Raw genomic sequence first — 25,903 nt, forward strand, 5'->3', positions numbered from 1 at the left:
CAGCGGTGACAACTGCGGCATCATCAATGTTCGCTGCCGGTTCAGAGGCAGTCGCCTCGAACACGACAGTATCCCTAGGCGCTGCGGTGCCATCGCTCGCGTCCGAGGCAGGCGCAACCGCCTCATCTTCGACGACGTTTGTGGAGACTGCGGCACCAATGCTCGCGGCAGGCGCAGTCGCATCACTAGCGATGACATCCGTAGCGACTGTGGCGCCATTGCTCGCGTCCAGCGCAGACGCAGTCGCATCGCCTGAATCAGCATTTGTAGCGACTGCGGCACCAATGCTTGCGTCCAATGCAGACGCAGTCGCATCGCCTGAATCAGCATTTGTAGCGACTGCGGCGCCATTGCTCGCGTCCAACGCAGGCGCAGTCGCATCGCCTGAATCAGCATCTGTAGCGACTACGACGCCATTGCTCGCGTCCAACGCAGTCGCATCGCCTGAATCAGCATTTGTAGCGACTGCGGCACCAATGCTTGCGTCCAATGCAGACGCAGTCGCATCGCCTGCGACAGCAGCCGGAGCGACTACGGCATCACTGCTCGCAGCAGGCGCAGTCACGTCACCTGCGACAGCACCCGGAGCGGCTGCGGCACCGATGCCCGCGTCCGACTCAGCGGCAGTCGTCTGGCCTACGAGGGCCTCCGAGGAGGCCTCGGAATCAACGCTCGCGGCTGACTCAAGAGCAGTCTCCCCGAAGGCAGGGGCCTCAGCGAAAACTGCGGCATCAACGCGCGCAGACAGCCCAGCCGCCGGCCCCTCGTTGGTGGTAGCAGGCACAGAGGCCGTGGCCTCAGCACTCGCAGGCGACCCGGCGGCGGCTTCCAACTCCACAGCAGAACTCGACGGAGCTGAAACCTCCGAACGCTCATGCACCGCCGAGGCAGCCTCCGCGCTCTCGTCGGAGTCCTCGGACGCCACGGTATCCGAAGCAAACAGCAGCAACGCGGGCGGCTCAGCAGCAGCTTCGTTCTCAGGCCGCAACAGCGTTGCCGACACATCGCCAATTTCGTGAGGAACGGCGGCGCCAACGACTTCGGAGGCCTCCCCCATCACGCTCGAGGTGCCCACCGAGGACACCGGAGCCGCACTCGCGACCTCCTGCGACTGGGGCTCCGCACTCACCGCAGACGGAATCAGCGCATCGAGCTGCACAACGGGAACATCGCCAAGAGGCGCAGGTGCGACAGTCTCCGGAACCGTCGACAGCGGCTGCGCATCGAGAGGAACCGGACCATCTCCGGTAGCAGACACACCTTCCGCAGCCTGAGCATCCGAAGCCACGAACGATAGCGGCGAATCCGCGACCTGCGGATCGTTGGGTGGCACCAACACGTTCGCGAGTACGTGGCCAACACCAACATCCTCATGCACTGCCTCAAGCGGTGCATCCGAGGCATGCTCCGACGGCACCGGCAACTCGACCGAGTGCGGACCTGAAGGCGGCATTGCGTGTTCGACGAGTGCGCTCTCCGCCAGCGAGCGTTGCTCCCATGCGGGAGGTGCAGCGCCCTGTGCGGGCGTCGGGAACCCAGAAACCGGCGCGGGAGGAGGCATGCCCCCAGGTGCCGCGTGCGGATGAGTCACCAGCTCGGACGGAGGGCGCGCACCCAACATCCCAGGGGGAACATGCGAGGCCGCCCCACCTGCCACAGATGGCGGCCGAGCCCCCATCATCCCTGGAGGCACAGGTCCGAGAGGCCCCGACACCGCAGGCAACCCCGTCGCCGAAGGGGGCCGAGCCCCCATCATCCCCGGTGGAACAGGCCCTTGTGCCCCGGTCATCGGGGGCATGCCCGCCGGAGGAAAAGGCTGTCCGCCCATCATCCCTGGAGGGACTGCTCCCGGGACTCCAGGCATCGAAGGCACGCCTGCCGCTGGCGGATGCCGCCCGCCCATCATCCCTGGGGGGACCGGACCGTGGGCGCCTGGAACCGATGGCGAGCGACCGGCCATCATCCCTGGAGGTATCGGGCCGTGAGGGCCGGCAGGCACAGCGGGAAGCCCTGTCGCCGATGGCGGCCGAGCCCCCATCATCCCGGGCGGAACCGGCCCGTGAGCACCCGGTACCGCAGGCAGGCCACCGGGCGGAGGGGGCCGTCCCGCCATCATCCCCGGCGGCACGGGGCCCTGAGGCCCGGGCACCGCAGGCAACCCTGTCGCCGACGGAGGCCGATGTCCCATCATTCCCGGAGGCACCGGGCCGTGGGCACCGGCCAACGCAGGCATCCCGGGCGACGACGGATTCCGCGCACCCATCATCCCAGGAGGCACTGGGCCATGAGGCATCTGTACCGAGGGCAGACCCGTCGTCGGCGGAGGCCGCTGCCCCATGCCTCCGGGCCCCACCGGCCCATGCGAACCAGGAGCCGAAGGCGGTCGCGCGCCGACCATGCCCGGAGGCACCACGCCGTGATGCGAGGACCCCGCCGCAAAGCCCGGCGACGCACCCAAGCCATGAGGCCCCGGCACTGCAGGCATCCCTGGTGACGAAGGCGACCGAGCCCCAGGAGGCACTGCACCATGCAGCCCTGGCACTGCCGGCATCCCCGGCGATGAAGGCGAACGGGCTCCGGAAGGCACTGCACCATGAAGCCCTGGCACTGTCGGCATCCCCGGTGACGAAGGCGAGTGGGCACCGGGAGGCACTGCACCATGAGGCCCCGGCACTGCCGACATCCCTGGCGGCAAAGGCGAGTGGGCACCGGAAGGCACTGCACCATGAGGCCCCGGCACTGCCGACATCCCTGGCGACAAAGGCGAGTGGGCACCGGGAGGCACTGCACCGTGAGGCCCCGGCACTGCCGCCATCCCTGACGACAAAGGCGAGTGGGCACCGGGAGGCATCGCACCATGAAGCCCAGACCCCACCGGCATCCCCGGTGACGAAGGCGAATGGGCACCGGGAGGCACCGCACCATGAGGCCCAGGCACCGCGGGCATCCCTGGTGACGAAGGTGGCCGAGCCCCGGGAGGCACCGCCCCATGAGGACCAGGAACGAAAGCGCCCGCCGGCCCAGAAGGCCGCGCGCTCACCATCCCAGGCGGCACGCCATGAGCTCCAGGCCCACCCACGCCAGGCGGAGGCCGCGCTCCCATCATCCCCGGCGGCACAGGCCCCTGCGCGCCCAGTCCAGCTCCGGGAACAGGCCGTGCGCCCATCCCGCCCGGAGCCCCCACCGGCATCGGAGGCCGCGCCCCCATCATCCCAGGAGGCACCGCGTCCGGAGCCCCCGCCACCGAGGGCAAGCCAGGCGACGACGGAGGACGCGCCCCCATCATCCCGGGAGGCACGGGCGCTCCCAACGGAGGAACGGGCTTCGCGACCATCCCCGGCGGCACCCCCTGCCCCTCGGCACCAGCAGCTCGGGCCGCGCCCAACTGCTCGGCCGCCTCTGCCGGTACCCGAGCGCCCCCCGCCTGGAGCGACATCAACCCCGGCGGCTGCGGCACCTCCGAGTCGACTTCCTCCACCGCGATCGCGTCCTCGATGACATCGCCCTCCTCGAGAACCTCCTCCTCCTCGATGAGGTCAATCTCCTCGGTGACGTCAGCCATGTGCGGCGGCGGCGGAGGCGGCGCGAAAGCACGAGGCGGTTCGGGAGGCGGCGGAGGCGGCGGCGCGAAGGCATGTGGCGGTTCAGGAGGCGGCGACGCGGGCCGAGCCCCCACCGGCGCCAGCGTCGGAGGCCCCGCGACTTCCGGAGTCACCACCCGCATCTCCCCATCCTCGGCGAAGTCGATCATCGCCACGGGAGGCGCGGGCGGCGGCAGATGGTCCAGCGGATGCGCGCTCCCCGAAACCGCCGGGGCCCAGCGCACCGAACCGGAATCCTCGGTCTCGGTGTCCGGGTCATCGCCGCTGAGGTACTGCCCCGGCGCCAACCCACCGAACATGCCTTCCGCTTCCGCCCGCACGGGCGCGGGAGGCGGTGGCGTCATGCTCGAAAACACCGGCACGGGAGCCACCTCCACGGGCGCCGCCACGGCCTCCGTGCGCTTCGGCCGCTTCGTGGACGCCATCTGGATGAACCGCGTCTCGCGCTTGATGCCGTAACGCTGCGCCTGGAAGTGGAACAGGCGCAGCTCCGGCGTGACGTACGGAACGATGCGCAGCCCCGTGATGAACCCGAGCGCATCCGCGTGCTCGATTTCCAGCGGGCTGGCCATGGCCACCTTGAGCCGCCGCCCTTCCTGCGCCAGCGGGAAGGCTTGATGCTTCTCCGCCTTGTCCGCGGGCAAGAGCTGCAGCACCGAGCTCGGCGCCGCCTCGAAGTCAGCGTCCTGCGCCACCGGATACCGGCACATCTCCCGAGCACCGTGGCCAGGGTGTCGATGTCGAGGAGGTCCAGCTCGACAAGGTTGGAGCCCAACCGACCGCCGTAGATGAGCTGTGCCCGGAGGGCCTCGTCGAGCTGCGGCTGCGTGATGAGGCCCTTGCGGACCAGGATCGCTCCAAGCTTTTCGGCCATGTCCCGCGGATTCTAGACGCCTTCTCACCGGCTGAGACGCCCCACCCCACCCTGAATCTCCGAGCGCGCTCGGCAGGACGCCTGGCCGCACGAGCAGCGCCGCGGGCCCCTGCTCCCCGTGAACCCGAGGCCTCGCGGGCCCGCGGACAGCGCACGGCCTGTCCGACATCCACGGCCAACACGCACGGTGAACACGGAATCCTTCAACCCCGCCACCCTCTCCGCGAAGCCCCGGCAATCACAAGGGATTGTCGGAATTGCCAGCTATAACCGGGAGTGCAGTTCATGGCTGTTGAGCCTCACGCCCAGGAGCGACGATGAAACGATTCCCACTCGCATGTCTCGTCACAGCATTGGTCGGCAGTGCCCCCACGGCCCTGGCCTCGGAAACGGTGTGCCAGCAGGCCGCGCCGTCCTCCGAATCCCAGCGGGCCACCAAGGTGGGCGAGGACGTCTTCCGCCGCTTCGAATCGGCGCACCCCTACGCCACCACGCAGATTCGCGCCTCGGACGGCCCGGTCCACACGGACGTCATCACCCATCCCGGAGCGGCGTACATCGCGCCGCACTTCGAGCGCCTCGACCTGGAGGCCGGTGACTTCGTGGTGGTGCGCTCGCCGGATGGCACGCGCGCCTGGAAGTACGACAACTCGCACCCCGGCGCCCGGAGCGGCTTCTGGGCCATCCACATCCCCGGCGACACGGCCATCATCGAGCTGCACAGCCAGGACAGCGTCAACCGCCGCGGCATCCTCAACAAGCACGGCTACTCCATTGACCGCTTCGCCCGCGGCTACTCCAACGAGGAGATGGGCCTGTCCGACGACAAGGCGCTGTGCGGCCCGGACGACACCCAGTGGGCGCCCTGCTACGCCTCCAGCGAGCCCACCATCTACGGACGCTCCCGCCCCGTGGCGCGCCTGCTCATCAACGGCTCCGGCGCCTGCACCGGCTGGCTCGTGGGCAGCGAAGGCCACCTGATGACCAACCAGCACTGCGTTGGCTCGGCCAGCGAGGCGCTGAACACCAGCTATGAGTTCATGGCGGAAGGCGCGAGCTGTGCCACGAGCTGCGCGAGCTGGTTCGGCTGCCCGGGCAACGTCATCGCGGGCGGCACCCTGGTGAAGGTGGACACGCCCCGCGACTACGCGCTCATCCGGCTGTCCCAGAACCCCGTCAACACCTACGGCTATCTGCAGTTGCGCGCCTCCGGCGCCGTGGTGAACGAGCGCATCTTCCTGCCGCAGCACCCGGCGGGCCACGGCAAGAAGATCGCCGTGCGCTCCTCGCATGCGCAGGACCAGTCCGGCTTCGCGGAGATCTTCAACCTCAACGCGCCGGCCTGCCAGTCCGGTGGCCCCAACGACGTGGGCTACTACGCGGACACGCAGGGCGGCTCGTCGGGCTCGCCCGTCATCGGCCACGCGGACAACCTGGTGGTGGCCCTGCACCACTGCGCCAACTGCCCCAACCGCGGCGTCCCCATCCAGTCCGTCATCAGCCACCTGGGCACCGACCTGCCCCAGTGCGCGCTGCCCGCCGCCGGCTGCCCGGACACGAACGGCAACGGTGAGCCGCCGCCGCCCCCGCCGCCGCCTCCTCCGCCCCCGCCGCCGCCGCCCAGCAACCCGTTCCCCTACGACGCCACCAACACCAACAGCGCCCAGCAGAACACCACCAGCTACACCCTCGCGCTGACGGCGGGCCAGGAGCTCACCATCGCCACCTGCGGGCTCACGGGAGCGTCCTTCACGGGGGACACGTACCTGCGCCTGCGTGACGTCCAAGGCACCCAGGTCGCCTTCAACGATGACGCCTGCAACGGCCGCGGCTCCAGCATCAGCTACACCGTGGCGACCAGCGGCGACTATGTGATTCACGCGGGCTGCTTCTCCAGCGGCGCCTGCTCCGGCCGGGTCGCCTGGACGACCTCTGGCGGCGGCTCCGAGCCCGACCCCACCAGCGGCAGCTTCACCTTCCAGGCCAGCAGCACCAACAGCGCCCAGCAAGGCACCACCACCCGCGACGTGAACATCGCCGCGGGACGGCGCATCACCGTGGCCACCTGCGGTGTGACGGGGGCCAGCTACACGGGTGACACCTACCTCCGGCTCTTCAACGGCGCCACGCAGGCGGCCTTCAACGATGACGCGTGCGGCAGCGACAATCGGGGCTCCAGCCTGACGTACACCGCGCCCACGGCCACCACCCTGCAGATTCGCGCCGGCTGCTACAGCAACACCTCGTGCTCCGGCACGGTGGTGTGGAACATCCAGTAGCGCTTCGACGCTGACGTGAACACCCGGGCCCGGGCCGTGGCGGAATCCACGGTCCGGGCTCGCGGCGTCAGTAGGCGTTCTTCGACAGGAAGCCGCCCAGGGCCGTGCGGACGAGAATCTTCAGGTCCATCAGCAGCGACCAGTTCTCGATGTAGTACAGGTCGTACTCGATGCGCTTCTCGATGCACGTCTGCCCGCGCAGGCCGTTGATTTGAGCCCAGCCGGTGATGCCCGCCTTCACCTTGTGCCGCAGGTGGTAGCGCGGAATCTGCCGCTTGAACTCCTCGATGAAGACCGGGCGCTCGGGCGAGGCCCCACCAGGCTCATGTCGCCCCGGAGCACATTGAAAAACTGAGGGAGCTCGTCCAGCGAGTACTTGCGCAGGAAGGTGCCAATCACCGTGCGGCGCGGGTCGTCCTTCCGGGCCATCATCGCCCCGCTGTGCTCGGCGTCGATGCGCATGGTGCGGAACTTGAGGATGGGGAAGGTGCGCCCGTCCATGCCCATCCGCTCCTGGCGGTACAGCATGGGCCCGCGGCTGGTGATGCGGACCGCCAGTGCCGTGGCCAGCATGAGCGGCGAGGTGACGAGGATGGCCAGCAACGAAAAACTGATATCGAAGGCCCGCTTCGCCACCCGGCTCCAGCCCTCCATCGGGTCGCCCTGGAGGCGGATGATGGGCAGCCCGCCGAACTCCTCCAGGCCGCCGTAGAGGGTGATGTACTGGTACAGGTCCGGCACCACGCGGACGTCCACGGTGCGCAGGGCCAGCTTGTCCATCAGCCCCTTCACGCGCGCGTGACCTTCCAGCGGCAGGGCGAGGATGACCTGGTCCACGGGCTCGGCGTCGAGCACCTCGTTCACCTGGTCCACGTGCCCGATGACGCGCACGCCGCCCACGTACTGGCCCACCTTCTCGTGGCGCAGCGTGAGCACGCCCGTCACCCGGAAGCCCAGCTCCCGGTGGTGCTCCACCGTCTCGATGACCCGCTGCCCCAGGTCCCCCGCGCCAATGACGAGGATGGACTTGAGGTTGTGGCCCCGGCGGCGGATCTCACTCAGGACGTAGCGGAACACCAGCCGGCTGCACGTCACCAGCGCGAAGGCGTAGACGATGAAGATGACCAGCGTGAGGCGCGAGTACCGCTCCCTCACGAAGTACGTCACCGCCACCAGGATGAGCGCCGCGGTGATGGTCGACTTGAAGACCTCGAAGACCTCACCCGTGTTCGTCCGCGACCGGTTGGTGCCGTACAGGCGCGACTGGTGGAAGGTCACCGGGAAGATGACCAGCACCATCAGCAGCGAGAAGAACGAGTCACTCCACGGAGGAATCCCCTCCGTGACGGGGACGATGCCGGAGAACCGCGTGGCGTACGCGAGCACGAAGGCCAGCGCGAGCATCCCCATGTCCGCGGCGACCTTGATCGATGTGTAGAAGCGCTGGAGACGACTGAACACCGCGGTACTCCTGTAGCGTGATCAACGGGTGGCCACCCCGGTGCAAGACTCGCGCCCTCAGCCCGCGGACACGTGACTTGCCCAACACCGTTTGATGGGCGCGGTTGCTATCACGAAAACTTTTGTGAAAACAATGGGTTGGAACCGCCCCTCCCTCCCAGGCAGGGACCCTGTCCACGAACCGCCCACAAAAGACAGAGACGGGAGTGACAGCGAAGTCACAGTCCCGAAGGAGACTCCGGGGATTCTGGCAACACCCCTCGGACGAGCTGCTCCATCTCTCGAAGCATCGCACTTTGAAACGCCGCGCGACTGAAGCGCTCCGCCTGGGCCCGCGCGGCGTCAGGACGGAAGCTTGCTTCCCAAACATCGAAGCGGCGCACGGCGGCGGCGAGCGCGGCGGGCGTCTGTTCGGAGAAGAAAACTCCGGTGTGCTCAGTCACCGTCTCGAGCGCGCCGCCCTTCCCGTACGCGATGACGGGACGCCCCGTCGCCTGTGACTCCAGCGGGGTGATGCCGAAGTCCTCTTCGGGCGTGAAGATGAGCGCGCGCGCGTCCCGGTACAGCGCGGGCAGCGCCTCGTCCGACACGTTGCCGAGGAACCGGATGTTGTCAGGCAGCCGCCGGGCACCCAGCCGGGAAGCCTCCTGCCCCGTCCCCACGACCCAGAGGGGTGCATCGAGCTCCCGGAAAGCTTCCAGCGCGATGTCCAATCGCTTGTAGGGCGCGAAGGCGCCCAGCCAGAGGAAGTAGCCCCCCTGCCCGCCGCCCTCCAACGGCACCTGGGCGAAGCGCTCCAGCGCCACCGGCGGGTGGATGACGGCGGCCTCGCGGCCCCAGAAGCGCTGCACCTTCGAGGCGATGTGCCGGCTGTTGGCGATGAACCGCGTCACGCCCGCGGCCGTCTGGCGGTCCCACCGCCGCAGCCAGGGCCGCACCGCGTGCGCCGCGGCGCGCACCGGGAGGCGCGCGCGACCCGGTCCGAAGTAGTCGTCGAACAGGTCCCACATGTAACGCATGGGCGCGTGCACGTAGCTCAGGTGCGGCGTGCCCGGCGGGGTGCGCAGGCCCTTGGCCACGCAGTGACTGGACGACAGGACCAGGTCATAGCGGCCCTGGAGGCGGAGCGCCTCGATGGCGCTCGGCATCAGCGGCAGGAAGTGCCGGTAGCGCGCGTGGATGCCGGGGATGTGCTGGAGGAAGGACGTGTAGATGCGGCGCGACTCGATGGCCGGCGACTGGGAGCCGGGCTTGTGGACGAGCGTGTAGATGTCCGCATCCGGAAGCACCTCGCAGAGCGCATCGAGGACGCGCTCGCCTCCGCGGTGGGTGACGAGCCAATCGTGGACCAGGGCGACCTTCACGGCGGCGCTTCTAGCACCCACCCCACGCGGCGCGGCAACCGTCGTCGCGGCGAAGCGCGCCCGCCCGGTCCCCATGGAGGCCACGCGTGTGGTACGCGGTGGCCGTGGCTCACGTCCTCCTCGACCTGCGCATGGTGCGCGGCCGGCTGCATGGGATTGCCCGGTACGCCCTGGAGCTGGCGCGGCGGATGCCGGCGCTCGCTCCCGATTTGCGCTTCTCCGCCCTGGTGCCCCCCGAAGGGCTCACGCCGGGGCTGGGCGCGCTCACGCCGCGCATGCCGCTGCACCGCTCCCTGGCGCGGTTTCTGTCCCCCCTTGAACAGCCGGCGCTCACCGCGGACCTCGTCCGGCTGGCCCCGGACGCGTTCCACGCCACGTCGTTCTCCCTGCCCCTGTTCTGGAGCGGGCGCCTGGTCGCCACGCTCCATGACGCCAACCACCTGGCCCTCGCGGACCAGTACTCCCCCGCGCAGGCGCTCTACTACCGCGCGGTGGTGGGGCCCCGGGCGCGGCGGGCCACGGCGCTCATCACCGTGTCCGAGTTCTCGCGCGATGAAATCGCCCGGTACCTGGACCTGTCGCCCTACCGGCTCCAGGTGATTCACAACGGCGTGGAGGCCCGCTTCCAGCCGCCCACGCAGGCGGAAGCCTCCGAGTTCCGGGCCCGCCACGAGCTGCCGGCGCGCTACGTGGCCGCGGTGGGCAACGCGAAGCGGTTCAAGAACCTGGGTCTGCTCAAGGACTTCGCCGCGGAGCTCCCGGTGCCCGTGGTGCTGCTGGCGGGCAAGGGCGCGGTGGCGCACGAGCTGGGGCTGCACGAGAACGTGCTCGATTTGGAGGAGCTGTCCGAGGACGAGATGCCGGTGTTCTACGGCGCGGCGTCCGCGCTGCTGCTGCCGTCCCGATACGAAGGCTTCGGCCTTCCCGCGCTGGAGGCCATGGCCACGGGTTGCCCGGTGCTGGCGTCGGACACCACCGCCCTGCCCGAGGTGGTGGGCAACGCGGCGCTGAAGCTGTCCCCCGATGACGCGCCAGCCTGGCGGGACGCGACGCTGCGCGTGCTGCGGGACGACGTGCTCCGCCGCGAGCTGGTGGAGCTGGGCCGGGAGCGCGTGGCGCACTTCAACTGGGACGACTGTGCCCGCCGCACGCTCGCCGTGTACCGGCGGGCCTTGGAAGCACCGTCGCCCGGGGGCGCGCGCGGCCGGTAGCCGCCCCGCTCAAGACGTGGCGCCGGGCGACCCCTTCGCAAGCGCCACGAAGGACTCGCGCACCGCCCGGCCCCGGAGGACATCGCTGCCCTCGCACAGGCCCAGTCCCCAGACGAACGAGAAGGACAGGTACACGCTGGAGTGGAAGGGCAGGTAGTGCACCATGGCCAGGACGTGGAAGCCCACCCACGACAACAGCGCGCCGGTGGCCGCGAGCGAGCCCTGGCGGTAGCGGCGGATGAGCGCCTTGGCGAGCAGCACGTGAACCACCACCGTCAGCAGCAGGCCCACCAGCCCCGTCTCCGCCCAGACGGTCAGCCAGAGGTTGTGGGAGTCGGTGGCGAGCAGGTCGGTGATGCCCGTCTCGTCCTGCGTCGCCAGCGCCGCGGGCTTGTGGTTGCCGAACCCCACGCCCGTCAGCGGGTAGTCGCGCACCAGGCTCCAGCCCACGGACATGGCGTGCTCGCGCTCGCCGCCGTAGATGTTGCCCAGGGCCTTCTCCATGCGCGCGCGCCAGGCCGGCGTCAGCGACACCACCGCCACCAGCGCGATGACGAGCCCCAGTCCCACCCGCCTCGCGGCCCCCTGCACCAGCAGCAGCAACGCCAGCACGCTGACCATCAGCGCCGCGCCCAGCGCCGCGCGCGCGAAGGCGTTGTAGATGGAGACGAGCATCCCCATCACCACCACGCCCGCGAGCACACGCCGCCGCGCCTGCTCCACGCCGCCCAGCACCGCCAGCGTGGGCCCCAGCGCGGCGATGGCGCCATGCGCGAAGCGCAGCCGGTGCGAGAAGAAGCCGCCCGCCGCATAGCGCGGTGACTCCTCCGTGCCGAAGTTCTCGTGTAGCCGGCCCAGGTTGAGCTTGAGGAAGGCCGGCAGCTCCACCGACCAGCGCACGCGGTTCTGGAACACGCCCAGCAGCGCGGCCAGCAGCCAGCCTCCCGCGAGGACCCCCGCCAGGAGGAGCCACGGCACCCCCGCCGCGCCCAGCGTGGCCGCCGCGGGCCCCGCCAGTGCGTCCAGCACCTGGCCGTAGCGCGCACCTCTCGGCCACGCGTCGGAGGCGCCCGTCAACAGGGCCACCGCGGGCGACGCCACCTGCCATACGCACAAGGCCGCGCTGGTCACCACATACGCGCGCACGTCGCGCGCCAGGGAGAGCTTGCCGAGCGCCAGCAACACCACCGACAGCACCACCGCCGCGCCCGTCGCGACCTGAAGGACGACCTCCGCCAGCACCAGCCCCACGGTCCACAGCACCAGCACGCCCGAGACAGCGCGGCGCCAGCGCAGGTCCAGCGAAAGCTCGGACGCGGTTTCCATGAACGCGGACACGCTATCTCACCAGCAGCCCGCGCCGAGGCAGCGGCAGGCGTCCCTCCCGGTGCAGCCACACCGCGCCGGCGATGAGGGATAGCAGCACCGTGGGGGTCCAAGCCGCCACCATCGGGGACAGCCGTTCCGTGAGCACCATGGTGCGGCACACCATCATCAGGCCCCACATCGCCACGGCGGTCAGCAGCCCTTCCATGATGGCCGCGGTGAGGTGCCCCCGCCGGTTGGAGCGCAGGGCGAGCCCCACCCCCAGCAGCGCCGCGGGGAAGGCCGCCATCGGATAGGCGAAGCGGTTGTGCAGCGCCAGTTCGAACTGCTTCGTCGCCAGGCCCACGTCCCGGCGCGCGGCAATCTGCTCCCGCAGCTCGGAGGCGCGCATCTGCTCCGGCCGTCCCGGGCGGATGCGGAAGGCGGTGACGGCCACGCCCAGGTCGTACTCGGCCTCGGGGAGCTGCCGCAGCGTCGTCTTCCCTTCCCCGTCGAAGGTCCGCTCCACCACGTCCGTCAGACGCCAGCGCATGCCCTCCACCGGGAACATGCCGGACGCGTCCAGGCGCCGCCGCAGGTCGAACGACTCCGTCACGGTGAAGACGGACACGTCCTGGAAGCCCTCCTGAGCGCCGCCCCCCCGAAGGAAGAAGATGTTGTCCCCGCGCCGGAACCACTGCTTGGGCGTGTAGTAGAAGCGCCAGTCGCCCCACTTGTTGAAGCGCTGGGTGGTGATTTCATCCACGCGTCGGCCCGAGTACGTGGCCACGCGTTCGTCGAAGACGACCAGCCCCACGCACGCGGCGAAGGACGCCAGCAGGATGGGCAGGTACAGCGCGGACGGGCCGAAGGTGAGGGCCCGGATGGCCGTCACCTCACCCTGCTTGCGCAGCGCCGACACGGTGGTGCCCGCCGCCAGCAGCAGCGCCGCCGGGCCCAACTGCTGCACCGACATCATCGCCTTGTAGAAGTAGAGCTCCGCCGCGGCCAGCACCCAGCCGGGCCCCGAATACAGCTTGGCGCGGTCCACGAAGTCCACCACCACGAAGACGAGCACCAGTCCCGTGAGGATGCCCAGCGCGTAGCGCACGTACGTGCCCAGCACGTAGCTGAAGAGCGTGGCCCTCACTTGAGGGTCCCCGAACGGCTCACCCGGTACATCGCCACCAGCCCCACCGTGATGAACACCAGGTTCGCCATCTGTCCCGCCAGGGCCACCGGCAGTTGGCCCTTCTGCCCCATCTGCTCGAAGACACGGCTGAGCAGGTAGTAGAGGACGTAGCCGCCGAGCGTCAGCAGATAGCCCCACGCCTTGCCCGACTGGCGCCGGCCCATGGCCAGCGGCGTCCCCAGGAGCGCGAAGGCGATGGGCGCCAGCGCGCTGCCCATCCGGCTGTGCAACGCCATCCGGTATGTGCGTGAGTCCTCGCCCCGCGCATCCGCCTCGCGGGCCGCCTCCAGCAACTCCCCCGGCGTCAGCTCCTCGCGCGAGAAGGAGAAGCGGCTGCGCTTGCCCATGGACGCGCCCATGCCCACGCTGATCTCCGCCCGGTCGAAGCGGATGACGCTGTAGGTCTCCTCTTCACGGCCGGAGGAGCGATGCGCCTCGCCCGCCTCCAGGTTGAAGCGGAGCACCTCGCCGCTGGTGGACGTGCCCACCTGGCCCCGCTGCGCGAGGACCAGCAGCGGCGAGTTCGGCTCCCGGTCATCGTGCAACAGCACGTTGGTCCACTTCCCGTCGGCGGACACCTGCTCCGCGTAGAGCGTCAGGTTGCTGAGGTCCTCGTAGAAGACGCCGGACTTCACGTCGCCCACCGCGTTCTTCCGGATGACCTCGCTCACCAGCACCTTCAGGCCCGCCAGGCCCCAGGGCTGCGCCGTGGAGGTAATCACCAGCATCAGCGCGCTGAGCGCCACCGCGATGATGAGCGGCGCGGCCACCAGCCGCGCCGGGCCAACGCCCAGCGCCTGGAGCGCGGTCAGCTCCCGGTCCTCGCCCAGCCGTCCCAGCCCCAGGAGGATGGCCAGGAGGAAGGCGATGGGCAGCGCCATCATCAGGAAGTGCGGCGCCAGGTACGCGAGCAGCCGCGCCAGGTCCACCAGCGTCACCGACGAGCCCAGCAACACGTCCGTGCCCCGCAGGAACTGCATGACGAAGAGGAGCAGGAACATGAACGCCACCCACACGCCGAGCGGTACCAGCAGCTCCTTGAGCAGGTAGCGGGACAGGCGGGTCACGGGGCGGCCTTCATCCCTCGCGCGCCAATGTCCCGGCGGAAGTGCATGCCGTCGAACCGCACGGCGGCCACCGCCGCGTAGGCGCGCTCCCGGGCGCGCGCCAGGTCCTCGCCCCGCGCGCACACCGTCAGCACGCGGCCACCCGCCGTCACCAGCGCGCCGTCACGCGCCTCCACTCCGGCCAAGAACACCGTGGCGTCCTCGGGGACGGCGTCCAGCCCGTCGATGCGCTGGCCCTTCTCCGGTGCATCCGGGTAGCCCCGCGCCGCCAGCACCACGCCCACCGAGGCGCCGGGCGCGGACACCAACGTGCGCGGCGCCAACGCGCCCCGCGCGCACGCGTCCAGCAGCGGCAGCAGGTCCTCGCCCAACTGCATCATCAACACCTGCGTCTCCGGGTCGCCGAAGCGGGCATTGAACTCCAGCACCTTCGGCCCGCTCCGCGTGAGCATCAGCCCCGCATACAGCACGCCCCGGAAGGGAATTCCGCGCCGCCGCAGCACGGCCAGCGTCGGAGCGACCACGCGCTCCCCCACCTCCGCGAGCTGCTCGGCGGACAGGAAGGGGGCCGGGCTGTACGCGCCCATGCCGCCCGTGTTGGGCCCGCTGTCTCCCTCGCCCACCCGCTTGTGGTCCTGTGACAGCGGCAACATGGCGTAGCGCTCGCCGTCGCACAGCGCCATGGCGGACACCTCTTCGCCCTCCAGCAGCTCCTCCAGGACCATCGTCTGGCCCGCAACGCCCATGGCCCCCACGGCGCGCACCGCCGCGCGCGCGGCCTCCACGTCGTGCGCCACGATGACGCCCTTGCCCGCGGCCAGCCCGTCCGCCTTGACGACGATGCGGCCCTGCTCCACCGCGTAGGCCTCCGCCGCAGCCACGTCCGTGAAGGTGCGGAAGGCCGCGGTGGGGACGCCCGCCTCGGCCATGATTTCCTTCGCGAAGGCCTTGGAGCCCTCGATGCGCGCGCCCGCCGCCACCGGCCCGAAGCAGGGGATGCCCGCGGCGGCCAGCGCGTCCGCGACGCCCGCGACCAGCGGCGCCTCCGGGCCCACCACCACCAGGTCCACCGCCTCCTGCTTCGCGAACGCCGCCACCGCCTCCGGCGAATCGGCGCGAAGCGGCACGTTGGTGCCCAGCTTCGCCGTCCCCGGGTTGCCCGGACCGCAGAGCAACTGAGTCAACCGGGGACTCTGAGACAGCTTCCACGCGAGCGCGTGCTCACGGCCACCGGAACCGAGCAGCAGGACCTTCACATCCACCTCACCGTTCCAACAGGTAGAGCATCCGCTTCGCGGGGAGGTACGACGGGTCCAACCCCACCACCTTCACCAGCGTGTCCCGCGCCGCGTCCTTGCCCTGCGGGGACTCCAACTGCGCCAGCCGCGCCTGCGCGGACAGCAGCGTCGGCGCCAGCGAGAACGCGTCCCGGAGCGCGCGCTTCGCGGGCTCCACCTGCCGGGACTCCGCCAACGCCATCCCGAGCGCCAGGTGCGCCACCGGGTGCTGACGTCCGGCCGCCGCGGCCCGCTCTCCCAACCGCCGGGCCTCCGCCGTGGCACCGCGCTCCAACGCGATGAGCGAGCGATAGGCCAGGGCGCCCGCGTTGTTCGCGTCCACCTCCAGCACGCTGCGCAGGTGACGGTCGGCGGCGTCGAACTGGTGCTGGTGGTAGCGCAGCAGCCCCTCGTACAGCAGCGGCGAGGGGTCCTCGGCGCCTTCGGACAGCGCCAGGATGGCGCCTTCCACGCCCTCCACCGTCTCGCGCGGGCGCAGCCAGTAGGCGGACATGGCGGTCCGCGGCTCCAGCCGGAGCGGGTCCGACTGCAGCGCCTGGTGCAACACGCGGAAGGCGTCGTCCCGGCGCTTCGCGCTCGCCGCGGCGACCCCCGCCAGCAACTGCGCGTCCAGGCGCCGCGCGTCCAGGCTCACCGCCGACTGGAACGCCTCCAGCGCCTCCAGGGGCTTCTTCTCCAAGAGCAGGAGCCGGCCCTCGAGCACCTTCTCCAGCGCGCTGTTCTCCAACTGGCCCCGGAAGCCGGGCCACTGGGCCCGTGCCTTCTCGGCGTCCCGGCGCCCCAGGGCCACCAGGAAGAGCTGGAGGTGGGCCTCGGGCAGCGCCTTCTCCAACTGCAACGCCTCTTCCGCGGCCTTCACCGCGGCGTCCGTGGCGCCCGCGGTGCGCTCCGCGCCCGCCAGGTGGACGAGCACCTCCGCCACCTCGGGCCCGGCATAACGGGAGCGGTTCTTCAGCAGGGCGCGCAGCTCGCGCACCGCGCCCGCCGCGTTGCCCTCCGCCTGGTAGCGCAACATCGCCAGGGGCAACAGCGCGCGCAGCTCACCCGGCTCCGCCTTCACGCGGGCCTCGTACAGCTTGCGCACCTCCGAGGGCTCGCCGACCTCCTGATAGATGCGGGCCGTGAGCGCCAGGCTGTCCCAGTCCTTCGGGTGCGTCTCCAGGCGCTTGCGCAAGGTGTCCAGCGCGGCGGAGTACTCGCCGCCCGAGACGTGCGCGAGCGCGCGGTAGTAGTGCAGGCGCTTGGTCTCCGGCGACAGCTTCTGCGCGGAGTCGAAGTGGCTGCGCGCCAGCTCTCGCGAGGACGACAGCCACGTGCGGCCCAGGACGAGGTGCGCCTCGGCCTTCTGCGTGTCCGGAAGCTCCGCGCGGGAGAGCAGCTCCTCTGCCAGCGGCCGCGCCTGCTCCGGCTGACCGGACCGCGCGAGCAGGAGGTTCGCATGCGCCAGCAGCAACGGCGCCGTGCGTCCCGACCGCGACTCCGCCGCCGTCAGCAGCCCACGCGCTTCCTGGAACGTCGCCTCGTCCATGCGCGCGCCACGGCCCAACGCCAGCGCCTGAACATAGCCCGCGATGGCCGCGTCACTGCGAGGGTCCAACAGCAGCGCCTGCTGGAAGGACTCCTCCGCCTCCGCGTACGCGAAGCGCTCGTCGCGGGCGAGCTGCTGCTGCCCCTCCGTGAGCCGCTCCGCGCTGGTGCCGGTGATCTCCAGGAACTTCAGCTTCCAGCGCGGCAGCACCGCCTGCACCGCGTCCGGAATGGCGGCCTCCGCCGGGGGCGTGGCGGCGCGGCGCGTGCCCTGCTGCTCCTGGTAGAGCATGTAGCCACCCACGCCTCCACCGATGACGACCAGCCCCACGAGGCCGGCCACGAGCACACCCTTCCCGCCGCGCGAGCGACCCGCCGCGGGAATCTGCGCGGAGACCGTCCTGGCCGGAGACGGTCGAACGCCACTGCGCGGCTCGGCCCCCAACGACGGCGCGGAGGCACGGATGCCACTGCGCGGCTCCGGGCCCATGTCCGGGATGATGTCGGTGCTGATGGGGATGCGCGCGCCGCTCCGCGACTCGGAGCCCGAGCCAGGCTCCGCTCGCGAATCCGAGGTCTCGGCCGCGGCCCCACCGAAGTCCGACATGGGCGGCAGGAAGTCGGAGCTGCCCGCCGCGGCGGCCGGACGTTCCCCCGTGGCCGGGGGCGCATCCGCGGCGCCGGACTGACGGCAGTCGTCGCAGACGCCCAGCGCCTGGTCGAAGGAATCCGTCAGCGCCTTCTGGCAGACGCGGCACGCCGAGCTCGCGGGCTGGGGCGCGGCGGCCGCCTTCGGCGCGCGGGCCGGCGACGTGTCCGTCCCCGAAGGCGCGGACGGCGGAGGTCCGAGGAAGTCGAGCAGCGGGTCTTCCGCCTCGGGCCGTCCGCCTCCCGAGGCCGGCGCGCCCAGGTCGGCGAAGGGGTCCACCGGAGGCGCGGACGACGGCGTTGGCGACTGCAACGCGCCGAGGTCGCCGAACAGGTCGGAGCCCGGAGCCTCCTTCCCGCCGCGCGAGGCACCCGCGGGCGCGCCGCCCGGCGAAGGCGGAGGCGCGCCGAAGTCACCAAAGAGGTCGTCCGCCGGATTCGACGCGGGCGCGGCTCCGGTGACGGGCGTCAGGGTGACGGGGGCCGGCGGCTGCGGCGCCTGGGCGGGCGCGGCCGAAGGATCTCGCCGGACCAATTGAAGGTTCCGGCAGCGGGGACACTGCGCGCGGACACCCTTGGCGGTGATGAGCTTGTCATCGATCGCGTAGGCGGCCGCGCATTTCTGACAGACGATGCGCATGGCTCAGTGCCGGAAGTGTCGCACTCCCGTCAGCACCATGGCCATCCCATGTTCATCCGCGGCGGCAATCAACTCCGCGTCACGAACCGAACCGCCGGGTTGTACGACACAGGTCGCCCCGGCCCGGGCGGCCTCGTCCAGCCCGTCACGGAATGGAAAAAACGCGTCCGAGGCCACCGCGCTGCCCTGGAGGGCCGCTCCGCCGCGCTGCATCGCGATTCGGACCGAGTCCACCCGGTTCGTCTGCCCCCCGCCCTGCGCCAGCAGCCGGTCGTCGGAGGCGAAGACAATCGCGTTGCTCTTGACGTGCTTGCACACCTTCCAGGCGAAGCGCATGGCGCGCTCCTCCTCGGGGGTGGGGGACCGTTTTGACACCACCTTCCAGGACAGCGGCGGCTCCACGGCGTCCCGGTCCATCAGCACCAGCCCGCCGGACACGCTTCGGGCGTCCAACTGTGCCCGGGGCCGCGCCTGGGGACTGGCCAGCGCCGGTCCCGCCTCCAGGAGGCGCAGGTTCTTCTTCCCCGAAAGCACCTGGAGCGCCTCGGGCGAATACGACGGCGCGATGACCGCCTCCAGGAACGTCTCCGCCATGGCCTGGGCCGTGGCCGCGTCCACTTCGCGGTTCAGCGCCACGATGCCGCCGAAGGCGGAGACCTCGTCCACCGCGCGGGCCGTCCGGTACGCCTTCTCCAGCGCGCCATCCACCGCCACGCCGCACGGCGTGTTGTGCTTGATGATGACCGCGGCGGGCGACTCGGGGAACTCGAGCAGCAGCCCCAGCGCCGCGTCCAGGTCCAGGATGTTGTTGTACGAGAGTTCCTTGCCCTGCAGCACCTTGGCGAAGGCGACCGTCGGCTCCTGGGGGGAGGAGTGCTCCCGGTAGAAGGCGCCGCGCTGGTGGGGGTTCTCTCCGTAGCGCAGGTCCTGCACCTTCTGGAACGCCAACGACAGCTCGCCGGGGAAGGGCTCACCCGACTGCGCGGACAGCCACGCGGAGATGGAGGCGTCGTAGGCCGCCGTGTGCGCGAAGGCCTTGCGCATCAGCCGGCGCCGCGTGTCCTCGCCCACCGACTTCTGCTGCTCCAGCTCCGCCAGCACCGCCGGATAGTCGTCCGGGTCCACCACCACCGAGACGTGCCGGAAGTTCTTCGCGGACGCGCGCACCATCGCGGGGCCGCCAATGTCGATTTGCTCGATGACGTCCGGCTCCGAGGCGCCCGAGGCCACCGTCTGCCGGAAGGGATACAGGTTCACCGCGACCAGGGAGATGGGCTCGATGCCGTGCGCCTTCATCTCCTCCCGGTCCGCGTCCAGCTCCAACCGCCCCAGGATTCCGCCGTGGATGCGAGGGTGGAGCGTCTTCACGCGGCCACCCAGAATCTCGGGGCTCTGCGTGTGCTCGGAGACCTTCGTGACAGGCACGCCCGCGCCCTTGAGCGCCTCCAACGTGCCCCCGGTGGACAGCAACCGGAAGCCCAGGCGGACGAGCCCCTGGGCAAAGGGAACCAGACCACGCTTATCGGAAACGCTCAGGAGAGCCAGCACGTGTGGGCCTCGGTGTGCGGGAAGCGGCGGTAGTAGCAACCACCCCCAGGGGTGTCAACGCAACACGTCGGCCCTCCGTTCGCGGGTGGAAACCACCCGATGCATCAGGGCTTGCGCGCCGAAACCGGCGGCTCGGCCTCGGTGGCCTCACGCAGCTTCATCAGCCCGCGCGTCTCCACCTGGCGGATGCGCTCGCGGGTGAGGTTCATGATTTCCCCCACCTCCTCGAGCGTGATGCCGCCCTTCTCCGCCACGTCCAGGGCGCAGGTGTGCTCCAGCTCCCAGATCTCCTTGTCCGGGAAGTTGAGCTTGATGGACCCCGTCTCCGGATTCACGTCCAGATAGAGGTTGTGCTTGCAGGAGACGAAGTTGCACGGCCGGGGACCGTTGATGCAGTCCGCGCGGGTCCGGGGGCGCGTGTCGTCCATCTGCTTCAGCAGGTCGGCTTCTTCGGGGTCCACCTGACCCGTGAGGCGCCGCCTCCGCAGGTCTCGCGCCATCTCCTTGCGCGACATCGTCTTGGAACGGCGGCGCTCCTGCGCCTGGTCCGATTCCTGGTCTCCCCCCTCCTCCTGTAGCTGCTTCACTTCCGACATGTCCCCTCCACGTGAGGCCAGCCTACCCGGTTCCCGGGTAATTTATTGCGAACGGATCGTTTCGTCTGCGCGTGCGGTCACGGCACTACCCAACCGGGCGACATCCCGGACCAGATCCTGCGCTCTTTGCCGCAAGGTTGCCAACTGTGCCTCAAGCGTTCGCCGATGCTCCCCCCCAAAGGCGCGGTCCCCCAGCTCCTCCTGGAACCCGTCCAGGACTCCCTCGAGGTCCCGTTCCAACTGGTCGATGTTGTTGCTGTGGAAGACATAGGACCGCTTGATGTCCTCCAGGGTGTGCCCCTCCGCCATCATCTTCTTGATGACATTGATGCGGCGCACCGCTTCCACCGGGTAGAGCCCATGGCTCCCCTGGTGCTTCCCCTTCCGGCCCACCCGGCGACTCCTGGGTAGCAGGCCTGCCTGCACGTACTTCCGGAACGTCGCTTCCGACAGCCGCACGCCCCGAGGCCGGAAGATTTCCAGGATGGCGCTCGCGGGCAGGCCGCCCGCGTTCTCGCGCTCAATCCGAGCAATCTCCTCTGGAGCCAGCAGGTCCATGGATTCCATTGAATATAATCCACTGAATGGGGGCCACTGAGTGCCAGAATCGACCGTTCGGTGTCAAGGCAGACCACCAGGCAAGCAGCCGTCGGCGGCCGAATCGCGCGTCCGGAGAACAGTTGGCGAACGGGGTGGGCGGAGGTGGTTTGAGGGCCTGACGGCCGGGGGTTCGAGGGGCCGGACGGGCGCGTTCAGGACCGGACGTTTGGCGTGCGCATGGCGGCCCGGCGGGTGGCCGGGGACCTGGGTCCGCGCGCGGGTTTAGCGGGAGTGATCAGCGCCAGAAGCAGCGCGCGACGATGCGCGAGGCGGAGGTGCCCTCCCCGGGCCCGGGGAGGCGCGACTGGACCTTGGGAGATGGGGTCTAGCGGGAGTGGCGTGATGGCTGAGCACCGACGGCCCCATCCGCGCAGGTAACGAGGCTCCCAGGCCCCGGAGCGTCATGGACTTCCGCCGGCACGCGGCCGACGGGATTCAGCGTGCCTTGGGAGCGCGGAACTCTCGGCTCACGGTGCCGCCCGCCGTGACAGTGACGTCGTAGCGCCGCTCGCCCGTGGGGTGCTCGAACACGAGTTTGTGGACGCCAGCCGGCAGCCGGTATGAAGCGCGCCCAGCCACTTCGCCCATGCGCTTGCCGTTGATGAACACGGTGGCATACGGCGCGGCCTGAATCTGGAGCGTGCCACCAGCGGGCGCCGCGCGAGCCGTCGGCTGCGCCTCGGCGTCGGTCGGAGCCACTTCCGCCGATGGCGCCGCGGCGGCGAGCACCTCTTCACGCATCAGCCCGTCCACCTCGGATTCGGCGTCCGCGCCACTCGGGCTCGCGGACTCCCCTTCCTGGGTGTCCTCTGGCGGAGTCGCCACGCCCACGGCGGGCGCGGCCACATCCGGAGCAGCCGCCTGCATGTTCGAAGCGGACTCCGGCACGGGCGGCTCGGCCCGCAGCACCTGCTGCTCGGACAACTCCGGCACGATGGAGGGATGCGAAGAGAGGCGCGAGTGCGCCCACACACCGCCGCCACCGATGACGGCGAGCCCCAGCGCCACCGACAGCCCCAGCGCCCACGGACGGCGGGCGCTCGCGCCGGAAGGCACACCCGCGTCGGGCGTCACGCTCGAAGCCGCCGGCCGCGCCTCGACCTTCGCCGCGGAGGGCTGCGCATCGGGCGCTGAGTTCGACGCGGCAGCAAGCTCGTCGTCGTCCTCTTCGTCATCCCACGCACTGGCCAACCCCAGGCTCGAAGGCTCCGGCACGGACGAAAGGCCCTCGGGGCGACTGGGCGTCCTCGCTCCCATCGCAGGGAGCCCCGAGCCCTGGCTCGGCGTCCGCGCCCCCTCCACCAAGGACACACCCTCCCCCTGGCTGGGAGCCTTCACCGCGCCAGCCTCCGAACCCGCGGCGCCCCCGGCCGGAACGTCGTCACGCGACGCCGACCCGGCGCTCGGCTCCGAAGCATCCCCGGACCGCGCCCCATCCACCGCCAACGGCCGCTCCGCCGCAGCGAAGCGAGGCACCGGCGACGAGGGCACGGCCGGCAGCGGCATCATCGGCGTGGCCATGGGCGGCAGCGGCGCCGAAACCAGCGCGGCCTCCTCGCCACGTCGAGGCAGCACGAAGGTGGGCGCATTGACGTCCTCATCCGGCGACGTCGCCAGCGCCATGCCGTTGCGGCCGGACGGCACCATCACCGCGGTGGGCTCACGCGGCACCCGCGCCGCCTCCCGCACCTGACCTCCCGCGACGACGTCCGTGCGCTCCTGCACCGCGGGAATCGCCTGGGTGAGGCTGGTGGGAAACAGCCGCCGCATGAAGGCGCTCAAGTCCGTGTCGTCCACGGACGTCGCATGCGTCAGCACGCACTGGGCCAGGGCGCGCTCGAACTCGGCCGCCGTCTGGAAGCGCAGCGCGGGGTCCCGGTCCAAGGCCCGGACCACGGCGGCGTCCAGGTCCGCGGGCACATCGGGATTCAGACGGGCCGGAGGCGGAATGGCGCTCTGCTGTACCGCGCGCAGCACCGCCACCTCGGAGTCACCGTCGAACAGGCGGCCTCCCGTGAGCATCTCCCACAACACCACGCCCAGCGCGAAGATGTCGGTGCGCGCGTCCACGGCCTCGCCCCGGGCCTGCTCGGGCGACATGTACGCGAACTTCCCCTTCAGCACGCCGGGCTGCGTGAGTTTGTTGCCCGCTTTGGCGATGCCGAAGTCGGTCAGCTTCACCGCGCCGTCGAACGACAGGAGCACGTTGTGCGGCGTGACGTCGCGGTGCACCAGGTCCAACGGCTGGCCGTTCACGCGGACCCGGTGGGCGTAGTGCAGGCCCCGCGCGATCTCCGCGCCCATGTGCGCCACCAGCATCGGCGGCACCGGCTCCATCAGCTCCTTGCCCCGCTTGCGCAGCTCCCAGAGCGAGCAGCCGCGCACGTACTCCATGGCCAGGTAGTACGTGTCCTGGTGCTTGTCGAAGTCGAAAATCTGCACGACGTTCGCGTGGTTCAGCCGCGAGGCCAGCCGGGCCTCCGCGATGAACATCCCCACGAACTCCGGGTCGCTCGCGAGGAACGCGCGCACGCGTTTGATGACGACTTCCTTCTCGAAGCCCTCCGCGCCGCGCGCCGTGCACAAGTAGATTTCCGCCATGCCGCCCTCGGCGAGCTTGCGGCGGACGACGTACTTGCCGATGTGAGTGCCGGCTTCGAGCGTCACGGGAGCATCCCAGACATGCCTATTCGAACTTCACGCTCACGACGTTGAGGTCGATGGGCTTCACCTCGATACGTCGACTGAGCGTCTTCTTGAGGTCGGAGTTGGCGAACCGGCAGTCGTAGCTGCCCACGCGGAGCTCCACGGCCTCGAAGGGCGTCTCGCCCAGCCGCTTGCCTCCACACGTCACCTCCGCCCACGGCGTCACCACGAAGCGGACCCGGGCCGTGCGCGGCTCCTGACGCGGCTCCTGCCGGACCACCCGCGGCTCTCTCACCACCGCCGACGCGGGCGCCGCCGGTCGGGGCTCGGGCTCCAGGACGAAGCGCGCCACCTGCTCGGCGTCTTCCCCCAGCGTCACCGTGCGTGCCTGCGCCTGGTGCCGTTCGGCCTCCACGCGGACGGCGACCTGCTTGCCCACCGTCGTCTCGAGCACCACGGGACTTCCCGACTGACGCTGGCCATCCACGAGCACCACCGCGTCCGCCGGCTGCGTCTCGATGCGCAGCCGCACCGGCGCGGGGGCGGCCTCCACTGGAACCGGGGGCGACACGGGCGGCGGCGGCAACTCCGTGGGCGGCGCCACCGGCTCGACGACCGGCACTGGCACCGGGGGCGGCATCGCCACCTCGGGCTCCACCGGCACCACCACCGCGCGATCCAACCACGACCAGAGCACCACGCCCGCCACCAACATCAACAGCAGGCCAATGCTCACGTAGAGCCACGACTTGCTGGCCGCCTCCGGGGCGCGCTTCCCGCGCCGCGACATGCCCAGCGACAGCGTGGGCGCGTCCTCCTCGAGCGACTCGCCCTCCGCGAGCGGAATCACCACCCGCGACGGGCGCCCCGCGTCCGGGAGCATCGCGATGGTGGGGGCGTCCTCCTCCACGACGTGTCCGCCCCGGACCTGCGACCGCGCACCCGCGCGGGCATCCAGCGTGGGCGCGTCCTCGTCATCCACCGGCCCGGCCGCGTCGAAGCGCCCCAGCCCCGGCCGAGGCGCACCCCGGGGGTCCGTCGGCGCCGCGGCCGCCCCACCCAGCTTCACATCCGTTCGCGTCCACCGCGCGGCCGCGCGCGCATCCACCGTGGGCGCGTCCTCCTCCACCGCGGGCAAGGGAGGCAGTGACGGCAACGCCCCCATGCCGGAACGCGAGGGGCGATCGGGCTCCAATGCGCGCCGCTGCCCCGTGACACGCGGCGCGGGCTTCTCGGGCTCCACCTCGAAGCGGCCCGTCCGGGAGGCGGGGCGCGGGCGAAGGGCCGCCGTCGCGTCGTCCTCTGGAGACAAGGGCGGCGGACGGGGCGGCAGCGCGGGCCGGAGCCCCGTCGTCCTGCGCGGCAGATCCGAGCGCCCGATGCTCGAATCCAGGTCCTCGCCCTCCACGTCGCCCACCCGGGCCTCCTCGGCCAGCCGCTCCGCGAAGGTCGCCTTCATGAAGGCGGACAGGTCCTGGGTCGACGCGGGCAACGGGCGCGCGCTCAGCCAGTCCTCCAACGCGTGCTGGAGCTGCGCCGCCTCCTGGTAGCGCTCCGACACGTCCTTCGCGAGCGCCTTGAGGACGATGGCGTCCAGGTCCGCCGGGACACGCGTCGTCACCTGCGAGGGCGGGATGACGCGGCACTCGGACACGGCCGTCAGCGTCTGGATGTCGTTGGGGCGCTTGAACAGGCGCGTGCCGGTGAGCAGCTCGTACAGCACGATGCCCAGCGCGAAGATGTCCGACCGGCAGTCCACGCGCATGCCCGCGGCCTGCTCCGGCGACATGTACGAGTACTTGCCCTTCAGCACGCCCGAGCGCGTCACCGTGGCCTGATCCGCCGCCTTGGCGATGCCGAAGTCCACCACCTTCACCCCACCCTCGAAGTTCACGAGGATGTTCTGGGGGAGATGTCACGGTGAACGATGCCCAGCGGCCGGCCCGTGGACGGGTCCGTGCGCTTGTGCGCGTAGTCCAGGCCGGCGCACGCCTCGATGAGGATGCGGCAGACCAGGGCGACGGGGAGCGGTTGCCCCGGAGCTC

General features: G+C 70.7%; 13 protein-coding genes and 2 pseudogenes. 2 read left to right on the forward strand and 13 right to left on the reverse strand.

Annotated elements, in window-relative coordinates; all coding sequences use genetic code 11:
* Positions 1–4,105 precede the first annotated feature (4,105 nt).
* Positions 4,106–4,645 (reverse strand): annotated as a pseudogene (locus A176_RS41245) (GspE/PulE/PilB domain-containing protein); the annotation flags it as partial.
* A gap of 148 nt (positions 4,646–4,793) precedes the next feature.
* On the opposite strand from A176_RS41245, the gene A176_RS19725 reads away from it, so the two are divergent.
* A complete protein-coding gene (locus tag A176_RS19725; protein WP_021781286.1) occupies positions 4,794–6,755 on the forward strand; it encodes a trypsin-like serine peptidase in 1,962 nt (653 codons plus the stop codon).
* 67 nt (positions 6,756–6,822) lie between these two features.
* On the opposite strand, the pseudogene A176_RS19730 reads toward A176_RS19725, so the two are convergent.
* Positions 6,823–8,216 (reverse strand): annotated as a pseudogene (locus A176_RS19730) (undecaprenyl-phosphate glucose phosphotransferase).
* 218 nt (positions 8,217–8,434) lie between these two features.
* Positions 8,435–9,580, reverse strand: coding sequence for a glycosyltransferase (locus A176_RS19735; RefSeq protein ID WP_002635087.1), 1,146 nt, complete (start codon positions 9,578–9,580; stop codon positions 8,435–8,437).
* 86 nt (positions 9,581–9,666) lie between these two features.
* On the opposite strand from A176_RS19735, the gene A176_RS19740 reads away from it, so the two are divergent.
* Positions 9,667–10,791 carry a glycosyltransferase family 4 protein gene (locus A176_RS19740; protein WP_002635086.1) on the forward strand — a complete coding sequence of 375 codons (1,125 nt, stop codon included), beginning with the start codon at positions 9,667–9,669 and terminating at the stop codon, positions 10,789–10,791.
* A 9-nt stretch (positions 10,792–10,800) separates the two neighbouring features.
* On the opposite strand, the gene A176_RS19745 is transcribed toward A176_RS19740, so the two are convergent.
* The 10 genes from A176_RS19745 to A176_RS40710 all read right to left on the reverse strand — a co-directional run bounded on the left by A176_RS19745 (position 10,801) and on the right by A176_RS40710 (position 25,752).
* Positions 10,801–12,129, reverse strand: coding sequence for an O-antigen ligase family protein (locus tag A176_RS19745; RefSeq protein WP_002635085.1), 1,329 nt, complete (start codon positions 12,127–12,129; stop codon positions 10,801–10,803).
* Between the two features lies 1 nt (position 12,130).
* Positions 12,131–13,246: an LptF/LptG family permease gene (locus tag A176_RS19750; RefSeq protein ID WP_021781285.1), complete on the reverse strand. Its 1,116-nt coding sequence runs from the start codon at positions 13,244–13,246 to the stop codon at positions 12,131–12,133.
* Positions 13,243–14,355 (reverse strand): LptF/LptG family permease, encoded by a 1,113-nt coding sequence (locus A176_RS19755; protein WP_002635084.1) that lies wholly within the window; start codon positions 14,353–14,355, stop codon positions 13,243–13,245. Before A176_RS19755 ends, A176_RS19750 begins: the two co-directional genes overlap by 4 nt.
* The gene (gene purD, locus A176_RS19760; RefSeq protein WP_002635083.1) at positions 14,352–15,617 is read right to left on the reverse strand and encodes a phosphoribosylamine--glycine ligase; all 1,266 of its coding nucleotides are present in this window, start codon (positions 15,615–15,617) and stop codon (positions 14,352–14,354) included. Before purD ends, A176_RS19755 begins: the two co-directional genes overlap by 4 nt.
* A gap of 1 nt (position 15,618) precedes the next feature.
* A complete protein-coding gene (locus A176_RS40600) occupies positions 15,619–18,468 on the reverse strand; it encodes a zinc-ribbon domain-containing protein (RefSeq protein ID WP_002635082.1) in 2,850 nt (949 codons plus the stop codon).
* Positions 18,469–18,471: 3 nt separating this feature from the next.
* Complete coding sequence (gene purH, locus A176_RS19770) at positions 18,472–20,016, reverse strand: bifunctional phosphoribosylaminoimidazolecarboxamide formyltransferase/IMP cyclohydrolase (protein WP_002635081.1); 1,545 nt, start codon at positions 20,014–20,016, stop codon at positions 18,472–18,474.
* Positions 20,017–20,120: 104 nt separating this feature from the next.
* Positions 20,121–20,612 carry a sigma factor-like helix-turn-helix DNA-binding protein gene (locus A176_RS19775; protein ID WP_002635080.1) on the reverse strand — a complete coding sequence of 164 codons (492 nt, stop codon included), beginning with the start codon at positions 20,610–20,612 and terminating at the stop codon, positions 20,121–20,123.
* 42 nt (positions 20,613–20,654) lie between these two features.
* Positions 20,655–21,179 (reverse strand): MerR family transcriptional regulator, encoded by a 525-nt coding sequence (locus A176_RS19780; protein ID WP_002635079.1) that lies wholly within the window; start codon positions 21,177–21,179, stop codon positions 20,655–20,657.
* A gap of 468 nt (positions 21,180–21,647) precedes the next feature.
* A complete protein-coding gene (locus tag A176_RS19785) occupies positions 21,648–23,879 on the reverse strand; it encodes a serine/threonine-protein kinase (RefSeq protein ID WP_002635078.1) in 2,232 nt (743 codons plus the stop codon).
* A gap of 19 nt (positions 23,880–23,898) precedes the next feature.
* The gene (locus A176_RS40710) at positions 23,899–25,752 is read right to left on the reverse strand and encodes a serine/threonine protein kinase (protein WP_250635848.1); all 1,854 of its coding nucleotides are present in this window, start codon (positions 25,750–25,752) and stop codon (positions 23,899–23,901) included.
* Positions 25,753–25,903: the final 151 nt, after the last annotated feature.

The organism is Myxococcus hansupus, assembly GCF_000280925.3.
GTDB lineage: Bacteria > Myxococcota > Myxococcia > Myxococcales > Myxococcaceae > Myxococcus > Myxococcus hansupus.

What these genes read in the sequence shown, in the direction of transcription:
- A176_RS19725 (WP_021781286.1), top strand. Translation starts at nt 4,794, where the DNA reads ATGAAACGATTCCCACTCGCATGTCTCGTCACAGCATTGGTCGGCAGT.
- A176_RS40600 (WP_002635082.1), bottom strand. Translation starts at nt 18,468, where the DNA reads ATGCGCATCGTCTGTCAGAAATGCGCGGCCGCCTACGCGATCGATGAC.
- A176_RS19775 (WP_002635080.1), bottom strand. Translation starts at nt 20,612, where the DNA reads ATGTCGGAAGTGAAGCAGCTACAGGAGGAGGGGGGAGACCAGGAATCG.
- A176_RS19780 (WP_002635079.1), bottom strand. Translation starts at nt 21,179, where the DNA reads ATGGAATCCATGGACCTGCTGGCTCCAGAGGAGATTGCTCGGATTGAG.